Origin of the sequence: Picosynechococcus sp. PCC 11901, from assembly GCF_005577135.1 — a bacterium.
Classification (GTDB): domain Bacteria; phylum Cyanobacteriota; class Cyanobacteriia; order Cyanobacteriales; family MRBY01; genus MRBY01.
On sequence record NZ_CP040360.1, the window covers coordinates 941,720 to 964,107 of the forward strand.

Consider the following 22,388-nt stretch of genomic DNA (forward strand, 5'->3'; position numbering starts at 1 on the left):
TTTATTCCGGCAAGGTCTTATCCTGTACACCCCGCATAATCCGCGACAACTCCGACTTCTCATCCACGGCAATCCGCGTCGGCGAACCACTGATGATCCGTTCGTAGTTTCGGAAAGAATCCTTAATCGCTGCCCCACCTTCACTGATGGTGTATTCCCGAATGCCCTTGTCATGCCAAGAGCCCCGCATTTTAAAGACGTTGATCGCCCGGGACATCTCGCCACGAATCTCGACATATTGCAGCATTAGAATCGTGTCCGTAATCGTCGAAATGTGAGATTCCGTAATCGAATGGGCCCCCATAAACTGATCCGTTGTATTCGTAAAGAAGCCCGTAATCTCTTCCTGTTTCGCGTAACCCGTTACCCCAATCACAAATTGGCGAAACGCATTATTGGTCACACCCCGCGCTAACGCCGACAGAGAATCAATCGCAATTCGGGACGGCTTAAATTCAGAAATTTCTGACTTAATCATCTGTAAGTGATCCTCCAGACCCGCCGACTCTGGATAGGAACAGAGTAACTTGAGCAGCCCTTTGCGTTCCATCTCCTCAAAATCAATCCCCCAGGAAGAGGCATTACGCGATAATTGTGCCCGGGACTCTTCATAGGCAAACAGGATCGCCCGTTCGCCGCGCCGACAACCTTCTTCGAGGAACTTACTTACGAGTAAAGTCTTTCCGGTTCCTGTGGCTCCCGTTGCTAGGATGATCGAATCTTTAAAGAAACCGCCGCCGCACATCTTATCCAGGGTTTCCACCCCAGAAGAAATCCGTGCATTAGAAGACCGCTGGGTCAGACGCATTGCCCCCAGTGGGAAAATATTGATCCCGTCGTTGGTGATCGTGAAGGGATATTCCCCCTTCATGTGGGTTGTTCCCCGCAGCTTGAGGATTTCAATGGTGCGTCGCCGCCGTTCCCCTTCTAGGACATTCCGCAGGATCACCACGTTATCTGAGACAAATTCTTCGACCCCAAACCGTGCTACAGGGCCATATTCATCCAGTCTTTCCGTGGTCATGATCGAGGTGACTGCAAGGTGCTTTAATCGCGCAACCAGGCGAAAAATTTCCCGGCGGACGACAGGGGCGGCATCATATTGTTGAAACACCGCCGTTACTGAGTCAATGGAAACGAGCTTGGCATTATATTTACGAATCGCGTATTGAATCCGTTCAATCAAGGCAGATAGATCAAAGTTACCCACTACTTCCTGACCATCGGGATCTGGGGAAGCATCGAGAATGAAGAGCTTACCTTCATCAACGAGACTTTGGAGATCCCAGCCGAAGCTATGGGCATTTTGAATAATGTCTCGGGGGGATTCTTCAAAGGTGACAAAAAGCCCTGGATAGTCGAAGTGCTTGATGCCGTGGTAAAGAAACTGAATTGCCAGTAAGGTTTTCCCAGTCCCCGAAGTACCACTCACTAGGGTTGTTCTGCCGGAGGGTAAACCACCATGACTAATCTCATCGAGACCTTCGATGAGGGTGCGGATTTTTTGGACGCCTTTGATGGCACCGTTATTAGAGGAGGTGGGCTGATTCATTACGACTTAGGGACTGGAGATATAAATAAAAAAATGAAGAGATTTAACTAAGGTTGTCCTAATGCAGGGAGAGCAAGCGCTTGAAACGCCATTTTTTTGGACGGCGTAGCCTGATAACCCAACGAGACGAAGGAAGTATACGAAATCAAATGGCTTTATCCTACTAGAAAGTGCTCCTGTTCTTAAAGCTCTTCTTCCCGTTCTAAAAACTCTTCGTAAAGGAGATCGAGACCAATCAATACTTTTTCTCGGTCGGAGAGGTCACCGATGATCTTACGGACGGGAGGTGGAAGCACTTTGGAGAGGGTTGGTGTCGCCAAAATCTTATCTTCTTCGGCTAGTTGGGGGTTTTGGAGGACATCAATTACTTTTAGGGCATAGACCCCTTTAAAGTCGGTTTCTAAAATATTTTTTAAGGTTTTGAGGGCGCGGACAGAGTTGGGGGTATTGCCAGCCACATAAAGCTTTAAAACATAAGTTTTCTTTAGGAGGTTCATAGACAAGGCTGATGTGGGTAGGAATAGGGTTAGGTGCTAGGCGTCGTGGAGGGGAATGATTTCATCCTAGTCTATCCGAAATAGAAGTTCAAAAGGTAGATCTTCACGGGGGATAGAACGGCGATACATTTCACACAAGTGGGCGACGATATCGATGAGGGTAAGGCGATAGTCTAGAAGGATTTCTTCGCTTCTCCCTTCAAGTTTGAGCTGTTGGGCGAATTCGTCCATTAACTTCATGTGAGTTTCGAGGATATAGGAGACAGAAACATCGGCAAAAAAAGCCTGATTGACAAATTGATCAATGGCTTGATTTGTGGGGAGATCGCCACTGAAGTAGCTTAGGACAATATCACGATAATCGGCGACAAATTGCTCCCGAAACTCTTGCTGTTCTTCGGGGGAAAGACTGCGATAAAAATATTTGGGATTGCGCTTGTAATAAACGCCGAGGTAGCCTAATCGTTCCCGTAATTTTTCGGCGAGACGGCGCTGTTGTAGCAGTAAAAAAGCTTGGTGGGTTTTATCGGGATCGCTGTGGTGGGGATCTTGGGGTTTGTCGCTCAGGGCACAGCTTGGGGCGAGGTGCAAAAATTGGGCGATCGCCTGGTCGATGGTCAACGATAAGTTTTCGAGATTGGCAAAATCCAGGTATTTTTCGGCACTATGGTAAAGCTGCTCGGAGACATCCTCTTGGGAAATTTCACAGGCAGTGGTCGGCCCAAGAAAGACACAGGGTAGTAAAATTCCACTCTGAGTTAAGCGCTCAAAATAGTCTTGGTTTTCTTTCCCTTGAACAACCACAAGGCAGTCAATTTGTTCTTTATTTGCCTCAAGAAATGCCAGGAATTTTTGGCCATAGTCAAGGAGCTTGATCTGATAGCGATCGCCTGTCAATTGAGCTTCAATTTTTCCGGGTTGAAAACCAGGAGGTGTAACTAGATAAAGGGAGAGTTTAGAAACCAAAGTAGACCGACCAACATCGAAATAAGCTTAAGTTAAAGGATAGCTTTCTTTTAATAATGGGACAATTATAAAGATAAGCTTAATTTTTTTGCTTGCTTGGGGTTACGGTAACATCTTTTGTCAAAATAGGCTGAGATTTTACCGGAAATTTAGCGCCAGCATTATTTTTGTACCCGCAACAGTTCGTAGGGCGATCTTTCCAGGAGGAGATCAAGGGTTTTGTCCCCTAGGGGAAGTTCTGGGCGGGTGGATGTGCGCACCACCAACAGAAAAGAAGAATTGGCCTGGGTTAAGGTGCTGTCGATGGCGGCGAGTTCCTCTTCTTTATCATCGTCAATAAAGAGAATATCTTGGCCTGTATAGAAGACGAGGCTCGGCTTTTCAAAACCCACCATCATCACTGTTTCGTCAGGCCGCTGCTGGGCTGTAATGGTATCGGCAATTTCCCGGAGACTGGCTTGGCGAGCTTGATCCAGCAAAGTGCTGGCCGGTAGTAAAACAAGGACAATAAATGCCACCATAATCGCCCCATTAGCTAGCCAGATCCCCAGGCGCGATCGCCACACACAAACCGCAAGAACAACCGCCCCCAGGAGCCAAATCCCACAGCCCCACCAAGCAAGGTTTGATTGGGCATAGGTCGTAGCCAGATCCGGGGCCGCAGGATCATAACCAATGACTTGGGGGCTATAGATCATAAACCCGCTGAGAATCAGCAACAGCCCCACATTGGCGATCGCACTCCAACGGAATCCTGTTGAGGGTTGCCGGGGCGTTTCAATAACATGGCTGAGAAACAACGCCACCAAAATTGCGGCGGCGGGCAAGAGGGGAATTGTATAACTCGGTAGTTTGGTGACGGCGATGGTAAAGAAGCCAAAAATCACCCCAAACCAAATGCTTGCAAAGACGGCAAGGTGGGTAGAACGCGCTTCCTGCCGCCAACGGGCCGGACGATGTAACTTGAGTCGGGCGATCGCCGCTGGTAGATACACAGACCAGGGCAAAAACCCCACCAATACCACTGGAAAGTAAAAATACCACGGGGCATCATGACCATTGACCACCCCCGTAAACCGATCAAAATTGTGGTAGCCAAAAAAACTATCGATGTACGCTTGGCCATTGCGGAGGGTCACCAGGACAAACCAAGGTAAGGCGATCGCCGTGAAGATCAAAGCCCCAGTCAAGGGTTTCGCTTCCCCCAGCAGTACCTCACGGAACTTGCCGACATAAAGCAAAAAGATCATGATCACCAGTCCCGGCACCACGATCCCCACCGGCCCCTTGGTCAAGACTGCACAGGCAAATAACGCGTAAGCCGCCATGTACCAGCTATTGGGTAACCAGCGATTGATCGGCTGTCCGCCGCTACCATAACCATAGAAAAAACAAATCAAGCCCCCACTAAAGCAACCATTAAGGAGCATATCGGAGACCCCCTGCCGCGCCCAGACAATGGTTTGTAAGTTCAAGGCGATTAAGCTACTGCCGATCCAAGCTGCCAGCCAGAGTTTGCGTTGGGTATTAGGAGCTTCGGGATTTTGGGCCGCTGTTGTGGTGCCAAAACCAAACTGACGCAGCACCACAAAGACTAAGACCATTAAACCAAGGGCCGCAAAGGCAGAGGGTAATCTGGCCCCCCAGGCATTCACCCCAACAATTTTGTAGGCGATCGCCATCAGCCAATACACTAGGGGCGGCTTATCAAAGCGGGTGGCATCGTTGTAATAGGGCGTAATCCAATCCCCTGTGGCTAACATCCGTCGGGCCGCATCCGCAAACATGGGTTCCGTTTCATCCACGAGGCCCACAGCGCCAAGGTGCCAAAAAAAAGCGAGTCCCCCCAGGAGACCCAAGGCGATCGCCGAAATGATCCCCGTGGTTTTCGGAAATTTCTCATAGCTGTGGTACCAACGACGAACAGAATCAAGGGGCGACATGGGCAAATTGGAGGATTTTAAGTAAAAAACTTCAGCGATTGTAACCTGCTACGTGGGCAACTAATTCGCATCCGTAGACAGGGCTTCTGGATCTAAAAGTTCCACCTGACCCAGGCGACCGTCGAGGCGTACCCATTGGCCTGGTTGGAGAAGCTCAAGGGCCATGGTGACATTGGCAACCATTGGAATTTGGTGTTGGCGGGCCAAACTTGCCCCCTGGGAGAGCATGCCCCCCTGGGTTGTGATAATGCCGCTGACCTCCTTGAGATGCTCTAGAAAATGTTCATCAATGTAGGTGGTCACCAAAATATCATTGGGACTCCAGGACATGACCCGTTCCCCAGGTAAACAGCGATGGACGCGGCCAATCACCGAGCCACTACTCACCGCTTGACCCTGGAGTTTTTGTAAAAAGCAACTACTCGAAACATCTTCTTTCGTGGTCAATTGACCGTAGATAATCTCTGGGGGAGGCCCCTGCTCTTGGTTTAAATTCATTTGCGATCGCCGATATTGAATTTTGAGCTGGAGGCGGGAAAACTCCTGGGATTGGGGGGCATTAATCAAGGCCTTTACCTCCGGGAGCTTGAGCCAAAAAATATCCTGGGGCTGCTCTAAATAGCCTTGGTTTTGCCAAATCTGGGCGATCGCCAAAAAATGCCAGCGCAACTGGGCCAAGAACGTTTCACAAAGCCCCGTTACCATTTCCTGTTGACGGTAGATCTGCTGGAGTTGGCGCTGGGCGGAGCTAAGGTCAGGGGGAGAAATGGCGGTGCGCGGCTGGTTCACTAAATCCGTTAATTGTTGGCGGATCGTCCCCGAATCTTCTCGCCAGCGCCGCTGGGCCAACTCCCAAGGGAAATCCGCTCCATCCCCATGCTCCTTCAGCCACTGATTTAAACGACCAAACAAATGTTCACCATCGGGTAGCTCTGCGAGTTGGGCAAATAAAGCCGCCCGTGTAAAGGGTTCAACGGCCCCCTGGCGTGGTTCCCCTGTGGTGCGGAGGGTCCCCCGGATATCCACGGCCAACTGATTGAGAGCTTGGAATTTGGGGGGGAGCGGCGGCAGAAAATGGGACAGTCCTGTGGTCAAACGGCGACGCCAAAGAATCACCTCGCCCCGGAGCCAATAGCCAAGCAGGAGTTCCAGTATCTCTGTAATTTGCTCGACATTTTGCACCAAGTCCGCCAGGCTGAGGGTCGACAGATCATTGCGGCTGATCATTTTGATCGTTTTTAGCAGGGGATAACAAAGGCGCTCTGCCTCCTGCTGAAACTCTGGGTACCATTGCCAATCCCAACGCAAATAGCGGTAACAAAACAGAGGATGGCGCAAGCTAAACAGCAGACACCCCAGTCGGGATTGGAGGTCGCTAAATTCAAAATTTTCCCGGCGACAGACCCGCTCCCAAAAGCTGCGATTGAGATAGCTATATCCCCGATGATGGGAAATCAAGGCGATGTTCTGGAGATTTTCGCGCCCTTCCCACAGGGCATTATAGATACTGGCGATCGCCCCTGGTGCCGTGACCTCTAATAGGGAGGCGCTCAAAGGGGATAAAGGTTTGGGGAAATGGCTCGCAATTTCTTCCCTCGTCCAGACCGGATGGAGATGATAGATCGGCCGCACCCGTAAAATCCAAATATCCTGGCCCGTAAAACACCATTCCAGAGCCTGGGGACTGCCCTGTTGATGTTCCAACTGACGGCTGAGGTGGGCCACTTCCTGCAAAATATCCAAGGGAGGATGGTTAGCATAGGGTTTCCCGCCCAGGGGCTGGGGTGAATCCAGACCGTAGTACAGCAAAAATTGGCCTTCTCCAATCACGAGCGGCGTAATAAAATCCCGGACAACTTCCGTGAGGGGATCCTGGCGCTTGTAGGGGAGCGGCGGGCGACTGTAAGTAATGCCAGACCATTGCACGGTGGGTTGGGCTTGCACCAGCAGTGCTTGTTTCCCCACTGCCGTTTGACTAAAGCCATTCACCAGGGCAACTTCCAAGGCTTCTGGGCTGGTGAGCTGCTCCGTGGGAATCTGAAATCTGGGAAGGACTTTTTCGCTGGAGAGACGCACCATATAAGGGCGATCGCCACTGGGTTTTAGTAAATCAACCAGTCGTTTAAAATCATCCCCTGGTTTTAGCACCCACCCCGGCAAAACGGGATAACCCAAATATTTCAATTGGCTGAGGGTCGCCGCATCCTGGCCCACTTGGGGGCTACTAAGGCGCTGATCGAGGGAGAGAAAGCCGGATTCAGGCCGAAAAATTTGCCAAACTTGCCGACTATTTGTTGTCTGTTGACTTAACCAGCCCAGGAGTCCCCCCAGGGCGATCGCCGCGACCCAATAGCCCGGCACCGCACCGTGGCGGATCGTGAGAGCCACAAAAATCAAAGTCAAAACGGCCCAGATCCCCAGGCGAATTTGTCGAAATACCGTTAAGCCCACCAAGCCAATAAAACTGACAATGGGCGTAATCTGCCAATCGTGGAGTAACAAGCCTCCCCACACCGCCGCAAAAGCCAGATCTTGGGTGCGCCAATAGCGGCCCATCATAAAAGCTAAAAGACTGATGAGTTCCCAGGGGGATTGGTACGGGAAAAAATACCGGGTGAAGAGCACCACAATTATCCCCAGGAGACAATCTCCCAACAGTTGCCTAGGGGGGTGGCGATCGCCCCAGGGCAAAATACAAACTGCACCGAGGGTTGGGATTAAAGTAAAGATGAGTAGACAACCCCAGACCTGCGTCAATGTCATGGTTGTGGCGAAAGGAATGTTTGGATCCGGCGCACGGCTTCCCGCAGTACCGCTGGTTCCTGAACGAGGGCAAAGCGGACATAGCCTTCCCCTGTTTTACCAAACCCTGATCCTGGCGACAGGGCAATGCCCGTTTGAGCCACCAATTGGGTACAAAATTCCAAAGAAGTTCCTGACCAATCTTCTGGCAACTTGGCCCACACATAGAGGGTCGCCCCAGGCTTGGGTACAGACCAACCGTGGTCATTGAGGGCTTCGACGAGGGCATCCCGGCGGGCTTGGTAAACGCGCACATTTTCCGCGATGGTGGCTTGATCCCGTTGGAGGGCGGCGATCGCCCCGTTGAGAATCCCTTGGTATTGGTTAAAATCAACCACCGCCTTAATTTGGCGTAGGGCCGCAATCAGTTGGGCATTCCCCACCGCAAAGGCAGTACGAAAGCCTCCCATATTAAAGGATTTTGAAAAGGTAAAAAATTCAATGCTACAGGTTTTTTCCGGATCGGCCTGTAATACTGACGGTGGTGCCGTTTCCCCAGCAAAATAAATGTCGTTGTAGGGGAAATCATGGATCAGCGCCAGATCATGGGCCTGGCAAAATGCCACCGCTTCCCGAAAAAAATCGAGCGTGGCGATCGCCGTCGTGGGATTGTGGGGATAACTGAGAATCATCAAACGACTTTTTGCCAAAATATCCTGGGAGATCACCGCAAATTCCGGCAGAAAATGATGTTCAGCGGTGAGGGGCATAAAGTAACTTTCGCCACCCGCCAGCGCCACCCCGCCCGCATAGGAGGGATAACCCGGATCCGGCAGTAGAGCATAGTCACCAGGGTCGAGCAAGGCCAGTGGCAGGTGTGCTGTCCCCTCCTGGGAACCGATCAGTGCCAAGACTTCGGTATTCGGATCAACGGCAACCCCATAACGCTCGGTGTACCAAGTGGCGATCGCCTCTCGAAAAGCCTGGGTATTGCGGTGGAGGACATACCCATGGGTTTGGGAGTCTGTTAATGCCTGGGCAATGGTTTCCGTGGCGATCGCTGAAGCAGGGAGATCAGAAGAGCCGAGGGATAGATCAATTAAATCCCGACCCGCTGCCACCGCCTTGGCCTTGGCCCAGTCCATATCTGCAAACACATTTGCCGAAAGCCGTGATAACCGCTGGGAAAAATGCATAGGGGCAAATCAAATCGCTGACAAATATTACAGTTGGGCTTCAACAAAATCCTTAAGACCCTGCTTCGTAATCGCCCCCTCATGGCTCGCCACAACCTTCTGGGCCTTAAAAAAGCGCAGGGCCGGCACCCCCTCCACTTGGCATTGGGCAACGGCTTCCGGATTGGGGTCTACTTCGAGCTTAACGACTTTTAGGCGATCGCCATACTCCTGGGCGGCCCAACTGACCGAGGGCGAAACTAACCGACAAGGCCCACACCAACTGGCCCAAAAATAGACCAAGATATCTTGATTGACGTTGAGGACTTCCTGCTCAAACTGGGAATCGGTAATTTCCAAAACGCTGCCACTCACAGGGGGTGAACTCCTTGATTACTTACAAAATGAAGACAGTTCCTTACGTTAACAGTTTTCGGCGATCGCTGGATCAATGGATTTACGAACAGCCACAAAACTCCATAAGTGAGCCAGGTAGGAGTTCTTTGGACTTCTACCCAGCCAAGTAATCTGTTTGTAAAGTTTCAAGACCCAAAAACCAGGATAAAGATCCCCTCCTCAAGGCAAGATCCTAGAGATTTTTCATTTGGGTGCGTAGGGCCTCCAGCTCAGCATCCACCGCCGCAAAATCAGCATCCGTTGGTTCGGGAGTTTCGACGGGAGTATCGGATACTTCTTCCATTTCATCCACCATCTTGGCCGCTTCTAGGGCTGGTGCTTCCTGGGAAGCCGCTTTGAGCATCGCCAACTCATCATCAATGGAATTGGAGGCTTCGAGTTGGGCAAATTCTTGATCTAAACTGGCACTGCCCAAGACATTGGTTGCTTCAGATTGGGCTTCGAGTTCCATGATTTTGTCCTCCATCCGCTCGAAGGCACTCATCGCACTACTGGTGTCAATGTTGTTCATGGTGCTCTGGAGCTGAGCATTCGCTTTCGCAGCGTTGGCCCGGGCCTTAAGCATATCTTTCTTGGTTTTGGCCTCTTGGATTTTGCTTTCTAGGGCAAGGAGGTTTTCCTTGAGGGTTTTTACCTGGGCATTTTGTTGGGTCAGTTGCTGTTGGAGGACTGCTGCGGTGTCCGCAAAGGTTTTTTTCCGGACTAGGGCTTCCCGGGCAAGATCTTCTCGACCGTTCTTAATGGCTAATTCTGCTTTCTTTTGCCAAGTGGTCGCTTCGGTTTGGTTTTTGATCAGCTGTTGCTCAGTTTTTTTCTGGGCGGCGATCGCCCGGGCCACCGACTGGCGTAATTGCACCAAACTTTCCCCCATATCGGCAACGGCCTGTTCCAATATTTTTTCGGGGTCTTCGGCCTTACTGACCATATCATTGAGGTTGGCTTTAACAACACGACCAAGACGATCTAAAAATCCCATGATGCTATATCTCTATACGTGATTGAGTGCAATTTAAACTGTGACTTACTCTGGCAAAGGGGTAAGCATACTCCTTTACATTTTAATCACTCCTTTGGTTTTCTATGGTAGTCGCTTCTACTGCTTGGGTCATTGGCTAAGAAGTTCGTCGGGCGTGAATGCCCAAAGGAAAGCTGTATTCACCCGCAGAAGTTGCATCTTAGTGTAGTTGGTGATCAATGCGAGTTCGATTTTCTAAGTTTAATTTTTAAGACCACACTGCTATCTTGGCTGGTTTTCGTATTATTTTGAGATTAGTAAAACAAAATATGACGATATCTAATCAATATCTAACCAATGGGGTAAAGCCTAAATAGGTTATTGTAAGATAGTGACTTTCCTGGAAAAATCATCCTCGTGAAAATTCAGCACCAGTTGTAAATCGAAGGGATATAGATTCCTGATATCGATGCAAGTAGGCGAGTAACGGCCACTTTTCAAGGGAAAAGCCTGGGGTGAAAAAGCGAGATTGCAAGTGAATTTGGCCTGACTTCCCCAACTGTCGCGACTAAACTATGCACTTAGATGATCTACATATTCTGCTCATTGAAGATAATTTGGCGGAAGCTGAATTGTTAGGGGATCTACTGGCAGATATTGAGATGGTGCAGTGCGATATTGTGCATTTTGCCCACCTCGAAAAGGCGATCGCCTGTCTCGAAGACCAAACCTTTGACGTGATTTTGCTCGATTTGAGCTTGCCCGACAGCCAAGGCCTCAGCTCCCTCCCGATGCTGATGGGCATTGCTCCGGACGTTCCCATTGTGGTGCTGACGAATACCAATGATGCCGAGTTAGCCCTCGAAGCGGTGCACCAAGGGGCTCAGGATTATTTAATCAAAAAAAATATCGCCTTTGACCAAGAGACATTACTCCGCTCAATTCTCTACGCCATCGAACGCAAGCGGAATCAACAGGCCCTCAAGTTAGCCAACGAGCGACTCCGGCAAGAGATGAAGGCCCGCGAAGCAATGCAGCTCAAACTTGAACAATCCAACCAGGAGCTTGAACAATTTGCCTACATTGCCTCCCACGATTTGAAGCAACCCTTAGCGAGTATTTACTCTTGGTCTCAACTGCTCCAGGTGCGCTACGGCAATTGTCTGGATGAAAAAGGGAGTAGTTACCTCAATGCGATCCAAGATTCCGTGCGCCAGATGACCCAGCTCATTGAAGATCTTTTAACCTATTCGCGGGTCGATCGAGTAGAAAATACGGCGGTGGATGTGGATTGTAATTTGATCGTCCATCAGGTTTGTAATCGACTCAGTTCGGCGATCGCCCAACAAAGCGCCAAGCTCACCATTGATTCCTTGCCTACCATTCAGGGAAATCCCCTACAAATTAGTCAAATTTTCCAAAATTTAATCGAAAATGCCCTCAAGTATTGCCGGGAAGAGGTGCCTCCCCAGATTCGGATCAGTGCCGTCCAAAACGATAACCACTGGGTTTTTAGCTGCCACGACAATGGCATTGGCATTGAAGCCGATTATTTTGAGCAAATTTTCTACGCTTTTAAACGCCTCCATTCCCAGAGTCAATATTCCGGGACAGGCATTGGCCTCGCTGTGTGTAAAAAAATTGTGCGCCGTTATGGTGGTGAAATTTGGTTGACTTCTACCTTTGGTGAAGGCTCTACTTTTTACTTTTCCTTTCCGATGCAATCTTCCCCCAAGGACAATGCCTAGGAAGCAGCTCTAGGGTATCTGCGAGGGAGTTTGATCAAGTTACAATAAAGCTGACCCAGACCTAGTTGATTTCACCTGATACAGACACCGTGACTATTTCTCCCATTTCTCCCCAAGACACTACCTTTAACCCCAATCAACCCGATGCCTTTGGGCGTTTTGGGAAATATGGTGGTAAATATGTGCCTGAAACCTTGATGCCCGCTTTGGCTGAGTTAGAAGCGGCCTATGCCCAGTATCGTAACGACCCGACTTTTCAAGCAGAATTAGCTGGACTATTAAAGGATTATGTTGGTCGTCCCAGTCCCCTTTATTTCGCGGAACGGCTGACGGCTCGCTATGCTCGCCCCGATGGTTCTGGCCCGCAAATTTACCTGAAACGGGAGGATCTCAACCACACGGGTGCCCACAAAATCAATAATGCGATCGCCCAGGCCCTCCTCGCCAAACGCATGGGCAAAAAACGCATCATCGCCGAAACTGGTGCGGGTCAACATGGCGTTGCCACAGCGACGGTCTGTGCTCGGTTTGGGCTGGAATGCATTATCTATATGGGGGTGCAGGACATGGAACGCCAAGCCCTCAACGTCTTCCGGATGAAATTATTAGGAGCCACCGTCCAACCCGTAGAAGCGGGCACTGGAACCCTCAAAGATGCCACCTCCGAGGCTATTCGGGACTGGGTAACAAATGTAGAGACAACCCACTATATTCTCGGTTCCGTAGCTGGCCCCCACCCCTACCCGATGATGGTGCGAGATTTCCACGCGATCATTGGTGCCGAAACTCGCCAACAATGTGCAGAAAAGTGGGGTGGCCTCCCGGATATTCTGATTGCCTGTGTGGGGGGAGGCTCCAATGCCATGGGGCTTTTCCACGAATTTGTTAAAGATTCGACCGTGCGCTTAGTTGGTGTTGAGGCCGAAGGGTCTGGGATCACCAGTGGCCACCACGCCGCCACCCTCACCCAAGGAAAACCAGGGGTCCTACATGGGGCTATGAGCTACCTATTGCAAGACACTGAAGGCCAAGTCGTCGAGGCCCATTCGATTAGTGCGGGCTTAGATTATCCTGGCGTCGGCCCGGAACACAGCTACCTCAAAGATACTTGTCGGGCTGAGTATTACAGTGTCACTGACCAGGATGCGGTGGCTGCCTTCCGACGGGTGTCCGAGTTAGAAGGAATTATTCCCGCCCTGGAAACGTCCCATGCCTTTGCTTATCTAGAAACCCTTTGTCCCCAGTTGTCGGGCAGTCCGCGCATTGTGATCAACAGTTCTGGTCGGGGCGATAAGGATGTACAAACGGTGGCAAAATATCTCGATCGCCATGGTTGGGACTAGAGAAATTCGAGATTAAAGTCTAAATTACGGTAAACAACGAGGGGGATTGATTGTAATCCCTCTCTTTTTGTGGCTACCAATGAATCTGACTCAGGATGTAGCGGAGTCGGTCGTAGTCATCTTTGAGGAGGGTGCTGATCATCCGACCCACATCCACTAACCATTGGCGATCGCCTTTTCGCAGTCGGTAGACTTCCCGCACTGCTGCCGCCATCAGGGATTCTGGGGGCACCCAATTCACCTGCAAAAGCACCCGGAGAAACTCTAATCTGTCGGTGAAGTGAATAATTTCGTCCGGTTCGCAATGGTAAACCGATTGGTGAATTTGGGGGGGACGGGGAGGTAAATATTGAAACACTTCGCCCCGCCGACCATTGCGGCGATTACTGGGAATTTCAAAACCGACGATGGCTGCCCGAAACTCCGTTTTGAGCATCGCAAAAATTTGCGGCTGTTGTTCTCGCAACTCTTCGAGGCTCATCCCCAAGGCCCTGGCCCGATGGACTGAATCAATGGGGGCCGTGGTGACGTAGGTAACCACCCCATAGACAATATTGCCCGATTCTTCGTCATAGGATTTTACCCAACTGCCAAAGGGGGGCATCACTGGGAAGCTGAGGTCTTCCGGCTCCAAACATTGGGCGGTAAACTCAGTGGTGGCAGTTTCAATGACCTCGGCAATGTGATCGGGGTGGCGATCGCCAGGGGAAAATTGGGGCAAGGGCAGACGCATAGGACGAGCCAAAGGGACTTATTTCGTGACTTCAAGCTCCGCGAGGTTAAAGGTAATCAATTTATCCCAGTTCCCCCCTTCAAAAAGAACTGCTGCCCGACCATCGCTGACCCGTTGGACGAGGCCCTTAAACCGATAAAAGGTGTCATCGGGGTTGATTACGCGCACCGTGCTACCAGGGAGAATCATCGCTTCCAAACCTTTTACTGAAATGACTAAGAAATTTTACCTATCATAGCGCGTTCAATTGGCGTTACTCGCCGAATCTGTCAGGCGATCGCCTTCATTATTGAGTTGGGGTAGGGATTCTGGAAAGTAGATCGTGCGAATATCTGTCGGCAACTCTTCTAAAACCAGTTGACGGCCCCGTTGCAACCAATCTTCTACATCCTCAATGGTTAAATACTCTCTCTCGGCCTGGAGATGGGCAGAAATGCGGGTCGAGCTCCAGTGAAAATGATCCGCGAGCACCACAATCAACCGGGGCAGTGGCGGAACTAAATCCAAGGCCTGTTCGAGGTAACACCATAGGGGCGGCGTTGTCCGCTTAATGTCATAGTTAATGCTGGCCACTGGCGGAATCTCAAACTGATCCTGGTAGGCCGTCGCCACTTCCAAAAGCCACTGCTGTAAAGATTGAAACCCTTGGGCCTCTAAATCGAGGGTGCGCATTTCGTGGAAAATTTGCCGCCAGGTCAGGGCAAAAAGATAGTCCGTCTGCACAGGCGATCGCCCCCCGTGGCCAACGAGGGTATAAACCAACGGCGCATATCGACAAAAAATCCCTGTGAAGTATTTCCCTTGATCCGAATAGCGTTGACAAAAAGTCAGCAGATCCGAATCGCTATAATGGTTGAGGGCCAAAATCAGTGGATGATTGGTTTCAGAAAAACTCGGAATCTGAATCATGTCCTGCAATAATGCCTAAAAAGTGCCTGTGCGGCGTCACCTGATTTTAATCATAAGCGATTCACCTCCCAACTTTTGTTCCATGACCGTTGCTTTCTCTGCATTGTCCCATCCCTCAATGGCGGCCTTTTTCCCCGCCTTCGATAGCCTATTTTCCACCCAAGGCATCATGGTGATGTTGCTCTGTGCCTATGGGGTCGCCATGTGGATGTTTCTGACCACAGCCCCCAAAGTCCACACGATTATGGTCTCGGATCTAGAAGTGGCCAGGGGATTTTATGAAGGAATTTTGCAGCTCCCCGTCGCCGATGTCCCCCTCCACTACTACTACAACTATGAACAAACCCTAGGGGCCGCCAGCCTTGACCCGATGTATATGGGAGCTAGTCCCATGGCGATGGGCCGCACTGAAACCTTGGGGGGGGCAGACGGGTTATGGTATCAACTGAAAAAAAATACCCAACTCCATGTGGTATCTGGGGCGAGTCTCGGGAAAAAGAATCGCCAACGCCACGTTTGTTTCGATAAGGATTGTCTAGAAGCGCTCCTGCTCCGCATCCAAGCCCGCCGTCTCAAATATAAAATTCGCCAGGAAAAACCCTTAAACTTTCTGGTCAAAGATTGGGATGAACGGGTGATCGAACTCGCAGAGGTCATTAATTAACTCGCTACAGGTTTATCAACGTAACGGCCCCAGGCGCGACGGTGCAGAACGTTGCAACGTTTCCCCTTCAACTAATGTATGCACTTGCCAAGGGACTTCAGCGTTGGGATAGTCGGTGCGATAGTGCCCACCACGGCTTTCGGTACGCCAGAGGGCACTCTTGAGGATTAAGAGGGCAACATCGGTGAGATTACAGGTTTCTGCATAGAGACGAATTTGCGCCTCGGCATCGGGATGAGTGAGGTGGATCTGCTGCGGGGGACGGCCCTGAAGAAATTGCGCCAGAGGCATTTGCTGGAGTTGTTTTTGCCAGGTGCTTACCTGGGCGATCGCCTCCTGTAAAATTTTTTGTTCTCGACAAATACCAGCGCTTTGCCAGAGCAATAGGGGGAGATCGGCCCGGATCGTTTGCACTTTAACGGATAATTTTGTCCAGCTTGCGGTGATGGTCAGGATCTCAGGATCTTGTACCGCTAGGGTCGCTGGTTTTGGTTGGAGATCCCGCAGTTGCGCCGCAAAAACCAGACATTCTAGCAAGGAGTTACTCGCGAGACGGTTCGCCCCATGGACGCCTGTACTTGCGGTTTCGCCAATGGCATAGAGCCCTGGAATCGAGGTTTCACAGTCTGTATTGGTGGTGATCCCTCCCATCCAATAGTGGGCGGCGGGGGCCACAGGAATCGGCTCCGTAAAAACATCCACCCCCCACTCGGCACACATCCGAATAATGTTCGGGAAACGACGGCGGATTTTTTCGGCGGGGATCACACTCAGATCGAGGTAAACATGGGCATTGGCCGGATCACCGGCATTTTCGGCTAGGTAGCTAAAAATAGCGCGACTGACCACATCACGGGGGGCGAGTTCACCGTCTGGATGGTAGTCAAAGGCAAAGCGATCGCCATTAAACCCCAACAGATGCGCCCCTTCACCCCGTACCGCCTCACTAATCAAAAAATGGGGGGCGTTCGGTTTCGTTAAGGCCGTGGGATGAAACTGAAAAAATTCGAGATCCCGCAACTGGGCACCTGCCCGCCAGGCCAGGGCCACCCCATCCCCGGTACTGACGGTGGGATTTGTGGTTTGGGCGAAAATTTGGCCGCCGCCACCTGTCGCTAAAATTACGGCTCCTGCGGCAATCCATTGGATGTGGTGATCAAATAAAACACTGACCCCTTGGCATCGGCCCGTTTCATTGCGCCAGAGCTGGAGGGCGAAGGCCTGGGAGACAATGTGAATGTTCGGACGTTCAACCACCTGCTCGATCAAGGTGGTAATGATCGCTTTGCCGGTGGTGTCGGCAGAATGTAACACCCGGGGACGGGAATGGGCGGCCTCCAGGGTCATCGCCAGTTCCCCATCCCTGCGGTCAAAGGCGACCCCCATGGCCACCAGATGATCAATGGCTTCCTTCGCGTGGTTAACTAAAAACTCAACAGCCTCAGGATCACACAGGCCCGCCCCCGCCTTGAGGGTGTCTTGGAAATGTAATTCTGGGGAATCCATCGGGGCGATCGCCGCCGCAATCCCGCCCTGGGCCCACTTACTCGATCCAGTGCGTAGCTTTGCCTTCGTGATGAGACCCACCTGTAAATGACTCGGCAAGGACAAGGCTGCATACAAGCCCGCTGCGCCACTCCCAATGACAACAACATCAAATTGAGTCGGCAAATTGGTCACGCTGGTCATTCCTTTGGGCAGTGGGTGGGCAATAAATTCTAATCACTATAGCTTTAAACCGCGGCGAACTGTGAGTTGTCCTTGACTACCCATGACGCCTGGTTGATTTCAAGGCGATGGCGCAAAAGAAAAACATTTCTGCCATTGAATTCACAAAAAAAATCCCCCCAGAATGGAGGGACTCGCTTTTTTTTCGGGGTGTTGGGAAATTTTCCTGGCTGAAACTAACGGTAAGTTAGCCATTGGGAAAATAACTTGAAGCTATAGCCGCAGTAGATGAACATCATGGGCAAAATTAACCGAAATCAACAAATTTTCAGTGAAAGTTTCGATTTATCGCACAATGCTACTGAGCATCCAAGCTTGTTTCTCATGATCGCGGATCCGGCCACTGAGGAGTTCTACTGTAGAAACATCGTGGTTTTGTTCTGCCTGTTGCAGGACGCCCTTCAGCTTCTCGGTCAGGGTGATGTGGTCATTCGATAGCTCGGCGATCATTTCTTCGGCGCTGGCTAAACCACTGGCCTCCTTGAGAGAACTCAATTCTAGAAACTGATGGAAGGAACCAGGGGCGGATAAGCCTAAGACCCGGATACGTTCGGCAATGTCATCTACGGCGATCGCCAAGGCTTGATACTGCTCTTCAAGTAGGTTGTGAATACCGTAGAACAGATTCCCTTGGACATTCCAGTGGAAATTCTGGGTCTTTAGGTAAAGCAAATAGGTATCTGCCAGAATGTGGGACAGAGATTGGGCGATCGTTAAGGATGCCTCTTGGTTTTGGGTCGTTGTACCAGTGGTGGGGGCTTGTAAAGTCGTAGCCATAAAATATTTTCCTCCTAAGTTGTTAAAGGGATTTGGTAAATGGGTTAGAGAAGCCCGGTTAACAGGGTGAAGTCATTCGCTCCGACCCCTGGGCTAAACAGAGTTTCGCTTTAGGACAAACTCTGCTTTAAGGTTTTTTAGAATTCATGGTTCTTAAATGCTTCAGCATGCTCACTGTGAGTCAAGGTTTTAACCTAGGCCTGTTGTAGGGTTTTGGGTTTTGCCCAGATGCCCTGGCTGTTCTGCTCGTATTCATCTTCGACCCGCATCCAAGCGCGGTAGGCAGCGACGTGTTGATTTTGCTTCTCTGCGTAGACCTGGTTGTAAACCTCGACGAAGGTTTCTTGGGCCGCATCAGCAAGGCGTGAACGCACAGACTCCGGCAAATCCTCGGTTGAGCTGACTTTTCCAGTATCAAAGCGGGAGAGCAAGAAGTCTTTACAGGAGAGAATGTCTGTCCCACCTTCTGCCTGGAAGAGGCTTTCTAATTCTGTGGCAGTACCCTGACTTGTTTCGGCGGTCAGCATCAAGCCACCTGCTTTAATCTTCGTTTCGTAGATGGCTGCCTTTTCTTTGGGCATACCGAGGCTAACGAGGGCAGAGATGAGTCCGACACCTGCACCACCGGCGATCGCCCCGCTAGTTGCACCGAGGAGGGCCGCACCGATGGGGCCACCCGCGACCACCGTACCAATGAAGGGAACAAATAGGACACCGAAGCCACTCAGGGCACTAAACAGGGTTCCGAAGAGGGCACCGTAGATTGCGCCGGACTGCAGACCTTCTTTAATAAAATCTGCCCGACCGAAAAAACCAGTGATTTGGGTTTCTGACTGCAAATTCTTACCGATGATGGAGATGTCTTCTCGTTTCACCCCCATATCGAGCAACTGCCTTAGTACTTTGTTTGCTTGTTGGCGATCCTCAAAGATCGCGGAAACAGTACAGGGTACTTTGGTCTGAAGATCAGCCGTTTGTTGGTTGTTTTGGTTCTGATCAAGGGTTGCCGTAGTCATGGATTATCCTCCTATTGTCTCTTGTTCGTGTTGCGTGGTGAGACAGAGGATTAGAAGTTGTTGACAGCTTTCTGGAAGGATTGGTCTAGCTCTTGCCAAGCGCTTTCAAAGCCCTTCTGCAAGTCATCCCAGGCTGATTCGCTGGCATTCTGAAGTTCGTCAAATTTCTGTTGGGCAGCATCCCGCTTGGCGGTTAGCTCTTCGAGCATATTTTGGTACTTGAGTTTGCCGTCTGCCTCTGCTTGGTCAACTTTGGCGCGGAACTCATCAATGCGGGCGTCGATTTTATCAATCTGCGCTTTGACTTTCTCTTTATAGCGTTTTTGATTTTCTGCGTTTTGTTCTAGGGTTTTGTTTAGTTGGTTAGCCATAAAGTAAGGCTTAAACCTCCTTGTTGATGTGTTCTTCAAAAAATCAAGCACGGGTCAGATTCAAAGTTCAAAATGTTGTTTTGAAATCAAATTTGTTTTTGCTTGACTACGCTTTTAATATTATAAAATATTCCGACTGGGTACATCTATCGATGGGTATAGATCGCTCCTGAAATGCTTATTTATCAAGGGTTTCAAATTTCAAAGGTATTGTTTTTGTAATATTTATTCGGTTTCCCGAACCTAAACCGAACCGTTTTTTGGAAGTCTTTCTGAATTGCGCAAAAGAGACTTTAATATAATCTTTTATTGCTTAATTCTGCTCCCAAATAATTTTAGTAAGCTGCCACTAAACATCTGGGCGGATGCAATAAAAAAGAGGCCGCTTGGATGACGACCCCCAGAAATTTTCTTTTTAGGCGTAAAACTTAAGCTGTTAATTTAGAAGGATAAACCGAGATTAATGCCGAGGGCAGCATGGACCACAAGGAGGGCGATCGCCGCTGACCCCACATAGGCATGCACCGTGCGCAGGGAATCTTTGCCGAGGAATTTTGTGATCGATAGCGCACCGTTGGCCATCAACATCCCAATGGCGATCGTGCCCGTCCAGAAGTGGGGACTTTCAAAAATTGGCTCTCCCTGCATGACTAGAGAAAGAACGCCCCCTGTCCAACCCAAGCTGATAAAGGTTGTGAGCCAGAGCGCTGCTTTTTTGTGCCAGTAGGCACTCTCGTTCTTGTCGCTGACATCTTCACTACGACGAATCTGCCAACCCTTAACGGCCACAGAACCACCAACAGCCACGATGACAATGCTCATCATCAAGGGATGCCCCCAGTGGGTAACGATTTCTGGGATCGGTAAAGTGTTGAACCAAGCGGCAATTGGTTCTAGATAAGGACGAATGAACTCACCCATGTTATTTCTAAAAATTTTCTTAAAAAGTTTGCGTTCTCTATCTTAGAGGATTCGTTAAACCGCCCACGACTTTCGGCGAGAGGAAATATGGCCAATGGATCACAAATGGTTGGGTGAGGTAATGGTTAGGCGATCGCCAAAATTTTTCCCCGGAGCGTTTGGTCTTCGGTGAAGGTCTGGTTGGTGGCTGCCAAATCATCCAAGAGGGGCTGTAGATAAACCCGGAGCGGCTGCTCATCATCGGGGAGGGAAAGGTCTGGGTTGATATCGAGGATGCCCTGGGTGAGGAACCAACGCTTTTTAATATCCGGATCTGGAATGACCAGATTTTCTGCCTGGATCACCGCGTCATTAAAGAGCAAAATATCGAGATCCAGGGTGCGGGGGGCATATTTATCAGCGGTGCGGACTCTGCCGAGCTTTGTTTCGAGCGATCGCAAAATATCAAACTTAAATGCTGTCGCCTCGTACGCTGTTTCGACAAAGGCAACACAGTTAATGTAATAGGGCAGATCCTTGGTGGGGGCTTGGCCTGGGGCCGGAATCGCGTCCGTCACAAAACACCGCGAGACCGCTTTGAGCTGACAGAACTGCTTTAATTCCGTCATCGCTTGCAAGATATTGGCTTCCGGTTGAATATTCGAGGCGACGCTGAGGTAGACACGATTCTGGGCCATGGCTTTTAACGCTCCCGGTAGATGGTAACCGCCGAAGCCTTGGCAAAACGGAGGGCGCCGGGTTTATCAATGGTGACTTCTACCTTTTCGACAAGGGCATCGGTAAAGCAAATATCAGCGACGACCTGGGCCATTTTTTCGATCAAATTGTAGCTAGAAGGCTCAATGGCGGCCAAAATTGCCTTGGTGATTCGTTTGTAATCAACGGTGTCATCGATACTGTCGGTTTGGCCCGCTTTGGTGAGATCCGCGTGCATCACCACATTGATCACCACATCCTGTTTTTTGGTGCGTTCTTCCGGAAAAATGCCGATAATGCAGCGCAGCAGCAGGTCACGAATGTAAATTTTATCGAGGCTTTTAGACATAGAAATTTTCTCCTAGGTGAAACCCACCATCAACACAAATGACTTGGCCAGTGATGAAGTCATTTTTTAAATAAAACAGTACCGTCTGGGTAATATTGCGTGGATCACCAAACCGTCCCAGGGGGGTTTTTGCAATCACGGCTTGCACCCGCTCATCTCCCTCCGCATTGACTGGTGGCAAGATGGGGCCTGGGGCGATCGCATTGACACGAACATTGGGGGCAAGCTCAAATGCTAACATCTTCGTGAAACTATGGAGCATCTTTTTGCTCAGGTGGTAGGGCACGTGCTCATGGTCGTAGCCGTAGATGCGCGTATCAAGGAAATTAATCACATTCCCGTGGCTAGATTCTTTAGAAAAGAACGCTTTCGTCAACAGAAAAGGGTGCAGGGCGTGAACTTGAATATTGTCCCAGAGATTTTCTGGACTCAGGGCAAACAAACTTTCTTTATTAAACATCGAGGCATTATTAATCAAGATGTCTAGTTGGGGCGTTTTTGCTTTCACCGTCTCGATCATCGCCTCCACACTGTCCCGCTGGAGCAGATCCGCCGCCACAATATCCACCGAAATTGGTAAAGCAGAAAGTTCTTCGGCCAGTTGTTCTACCTCGGCTTGGGAAGAGCGGTAATGGAGGATGAGATTGATTCCTTCCTGGGCGAGGGTCCGGGCGATCGCCGCACCGATGCGTTTTGCCCCCCCTGTGATTAAAGCGGTTTGTTGACTCATGGTTCCCGTTCGGCAATTAAAACCCATAGAAGTTAACCTATTCTTTCTGGAGAAAGCAAGCGTGACCCGGATGATGCGTACCAACCGAGAGATCTGCCACCGCTGCCCCAAGATGTAACAGATGTACAGAGAACCTTTAAGCCAGGGAAACGGGAA

General features: G+C 50.3%; 22 protein-coding genes. 3 read left to right on the plus strand and 19 right to left on the minus strand.

Features of this window, described 5'->3' with window-relative positions:
* Window position 1: 1 nt before the first annotated feature.
* From kaiC to FEK30_RS05530, 8 genes are all read right to left on the minus strand, one after another.
* Window positions 2-1,552, minus strand: coding sequence for a circadian clock protein KaiC (gene kaiC / locus FEK30_RS05495; RefSeq protein WP_012305921.1), 1,551 nt, complete (start codon window positions 1,550-1,552; stop codon window positions 2-4).
* 182 nt (window positions 1,553-1,734) lie between these two features.
* Complete coding sequence (kaiB, locus tag FEK30_RS05500) at window positions 1,735-2,049, minus strand: circadian clock protein KaiB (RefSeq protein ID WP_030006078.1); 315 nt, start codon at window positions 2,047-2,049, stop codon at window positions 1,735-1,737.
* A gap of 66 nt (window positions 2,050-2,115) precedes the next feature.
* Window positions 2,116-3,015: a circadian clock protein KaiA gene (locus FEK30_RS05505; RefSeq protein WP_065715809.1), complete on the minus strand. Its 900-nt coding sequence runs from the start codon at window positions 3,013-3,015 to the stop codon at window positions 2,116-2,118.
* 161 nt (window positions 3,016-3,176) lie between these two features.
* The gene (locus FEK30_RS05510; RefSeq protein ID WP_138072234.1) at window positions 3,177-4,958 is read right to left on the minus strand and encodes an ArnT family glycosyltransferase; all 1,782 of its coding nucleotides are present in this window, start codon (window positions 4,956-4,958) and stop codon (window positions 3,177-3,179) included.
* A gap of 60 nt (window positions 4,959-5,018) precedes the next feature.
* On the minus strand, window positions 5,019-7,721 hold the full coding sequence (locus tag FEK30_RS05515) for a PEP-utilizing enzyme (protein ID WP_138072236.1): 2,703 nt from the start codon (window positions 7,719-7,721) through the stop codon (window positions 5,019-5,021).
* The gene (locus tag FEK30_RS05520) at window positions 7,718-8,896 is read right to left on the minus strand and encodes an LL-diaminopimelate aminotransferase (protein WP_138072238.1); all 1,179 of its coding nucleotides are present in this window, start codon (window positions 8,894-8,896) and stop codon (window positions 7,718-7,720) included. Before FEK30_RS05520 ends, FEK30_RS05515 begins: the two co-directional genes overlap by 4 nt.
* 27 nt (window positions 8,897-8,923) lie before the next feature.
* Complete coding sequence (locus FEK30_RS05525; RefSeq protein WP_012305927.1) at window positions 8,924-9,250, minus strand: thioredoxin family protein; 327 nt, start codon at window positions 9,248-9,250, stop codon at window positions 8,924-8,926.
* A 214-nt stretch (window positions 9,251-9,464) separates the two neighbouring features.
* Window positions 9,465-10,268, minus strand: a complete 804-nt coding sequence (locus FEK30_RS05530) for a PspA/IM30 family protein (protein ID WP_012305928.1) — start codon at window positions 10,266-10,268, stop codon at window positions 9,465-9,467.
* 554 nt (window positions 10,269-10,822) lie between these two features.
* Here FEK30_RS05530 and FEK30_RS05535 point away from each other — a divergent pair.
* Both FEK30_RS05535 and trpB read left to right on the plus strand, forming a co-directional pair.
* Window positions 10,823-11,995 (plus strand): sensor histidine kinase, encoded by a 1,173-nt coding sequence (locus FEK30_RS05535; protein WP_099240297.1) that lies wholly within the window; start codon window positions 10,823-10,825, stop codon window positions 11,993-11,995.
* 89 nt (window positions 11,996-12,084) lie between these two features.
* A complete protein-coding gene (trpB, locus tag FEK30_RS05540) occupies window positions 12,085-13,338 on the plus strand; it encodes a tryptophan synthase subunit beta (RefSeq protein WP_168191118.1) in 1,254 nt (417 codons plus the stop codon).
* A 73-nt stretch (window positions 13,339-13,411) separates the two neighbouring features.
* Here trpB and FEK30_RS05545 read toward each other — a convergent pair whose 3' ends face one another.
* The 3 genes from FEK30_RS05545 to FEK30_RS05555 are packed head-to-tail and all read right to left on the minus strand — an operon-like array spanning window position 13,412 to window position 14,980.
* Window positions 13,412-14,071 carry an HAS-barrel domain-containing protein gene (locus FEK30_RS05545; protein WP_012305931.1) on the minus strand — a complete coding sequence of 220 codons (660 nt, stop codon included), beginning with the start codon at window positions 14,069-14,071 and terminating at the stop codon, window positions 13,412-13,414.
* Window positions 14,072-14,089: 18 nt separating this feature from the next.
* Complete coding sequence (locus FEK30_RS05550) at window positions 14,090-14,260, minus strand: NAD(P)H dehydrogenase subunit NdhS (RefSeq protein ID WP_012305932.1); 171 nt, start codon at window positions 14,258-14,260, stop codon at window positions 14,090-14,092.
* A 54-nt stretch (window positions 14,261-14,314) separates the two neighbouring features.
* Window positions 14,315-14,980, minus strand: coding sequence for a sigma-70 family RNA polymerase sigma factor (locus FEK30_RS05555; protein ID WP_138072240.1), 666 nt, complete (start codon window positions 14,978-14,980; stop codon window positions 14,315-14,317).
* A gap of 82 nt (window positions 14,981-15,062) precedes the next feature.
* Between FEK30_RS05555 and FEK30_RS05560 the strand changes: the two genes are divergently transcribed.
* Window positions 15,063-15,644, plus strand: a complete 582-nt coding sequence (locus FEK30_RS05560; protein ID WP_062431948.1) for a glyoxalase-like domain protein — start codon at window positions 15,063-15,065, stop codon at window positions 15,642-15,644.
* A gap of 15 nt (window positions 15,645-15,659) precedes the next feature.
* Here FEK30_RS05560 and nadB read toward each other — a convergent pair whose 3' ends face one another.
* From nadB to FEK30_RS05600, 8 genes are all read right to left on the minus strand, one after another.
* On the minus strand, window positions 15,660-17,333 hold the full coding sequence (nadB, locus tag FEK30_RS05565) for an L-aspartate oxidase (RefSeq protein WP_138072242.1): 1,674 nt from the start codon (window positions 17,331-17,333) through the stop codon (window positions 15,660-15,662).
* 324 nt (window positions 17,334-17,657) lie between these two features.
* A complete protein-coding gene (locus FEK30_RS05570) occupies window positions 17,658-18,149 on the minus strand; it encodes a Dps family protein (RefSeq protein ID WP_012305936.1) in 492 nt (163 codons plus the stop codon).
* A gap of 194 nt (window positions 18,150-18,343) precedes the next feature.
* Entirely contained in the window at window positions 18,344-19,165 is an 822-nt protein-coding gene (locus tag FEK30_RS05575; protein ID WP_062431951.1) for a ChaB family protein, read from the minus strand.
* A gap of 50 nt (window positions 19,166-19,215) precedes the next feature.
* The gene (locus tag FEK30_RS05580) at window positions 19,216-19,536 is read right to left on the minus strand and encodes a sll1863 family stress response protein (RefSeq protein ID WP_012305938.1); all 321 of its coding nucleotides are present in this window, start codon (window positions 19,534-19,536) and stop codon (window positions 19,216-19,218) included.
* 441 nt (window positions 19,537-19,977) lie between these two features.
* The gene (locus FEK30_RS05585) at window positions 19,978-20,457 is read right to left on the minus strand and encodes a DUF4079 domain-containing protein (protein ID WP_138072244.1); all 480 of its coding nucleotides are present in this window, start codon (window positions 20,455-20,457) and stop codon (window positions 19,978-19,980) included.
* Between the two features lie 125 nt (window positions 20,458-20,582).
* Window positions 20,583-21,134 carry a 2-amino-4-hydroxy-6-hydroxymethyldihydropteridine diphosphokinase gene (folK, locus tag FEK30_RS05590; protein ID WP_138072246.1) on the minus strand — a complete coding sequence of 184 codons (552 nt, stop codon included), beginning with the start codon at window positions 21,132-21,134 and terminating at the stop codon, window positions 20,583-20,585.
* A 5-nt stretch (window positions 21,135-21,139) separates the two neighbouring features.
* The gene (gene folB, locus FEK30_RS05595; protein WP_012305941.1) at window positions 21,140-21,502 is read right to left on the minus strand and encodes a dihydroneopterin aldolase; all 363 of its coding nucleotides are present in this window, start codon (window positions 21,500-21,502) and stop codon (window positions 21,140-21,142) included.
* Complete coding sequence (locus FEK30_RS05600; RefSeq protein ID WP_012305942.1) at window positions 21,495-22,232, minus strand: SDR family oxidoreductase; 738 nt, start codon at window positions 22,230-22,232, stop codon at window positions 21,495-21,497. Before FEK30_RS05600 ends, folB begins: the two co-directional genes overlap by 8 nt.
* Window positions 22,233-22,388: the final 156 nt, after the last annotated feature.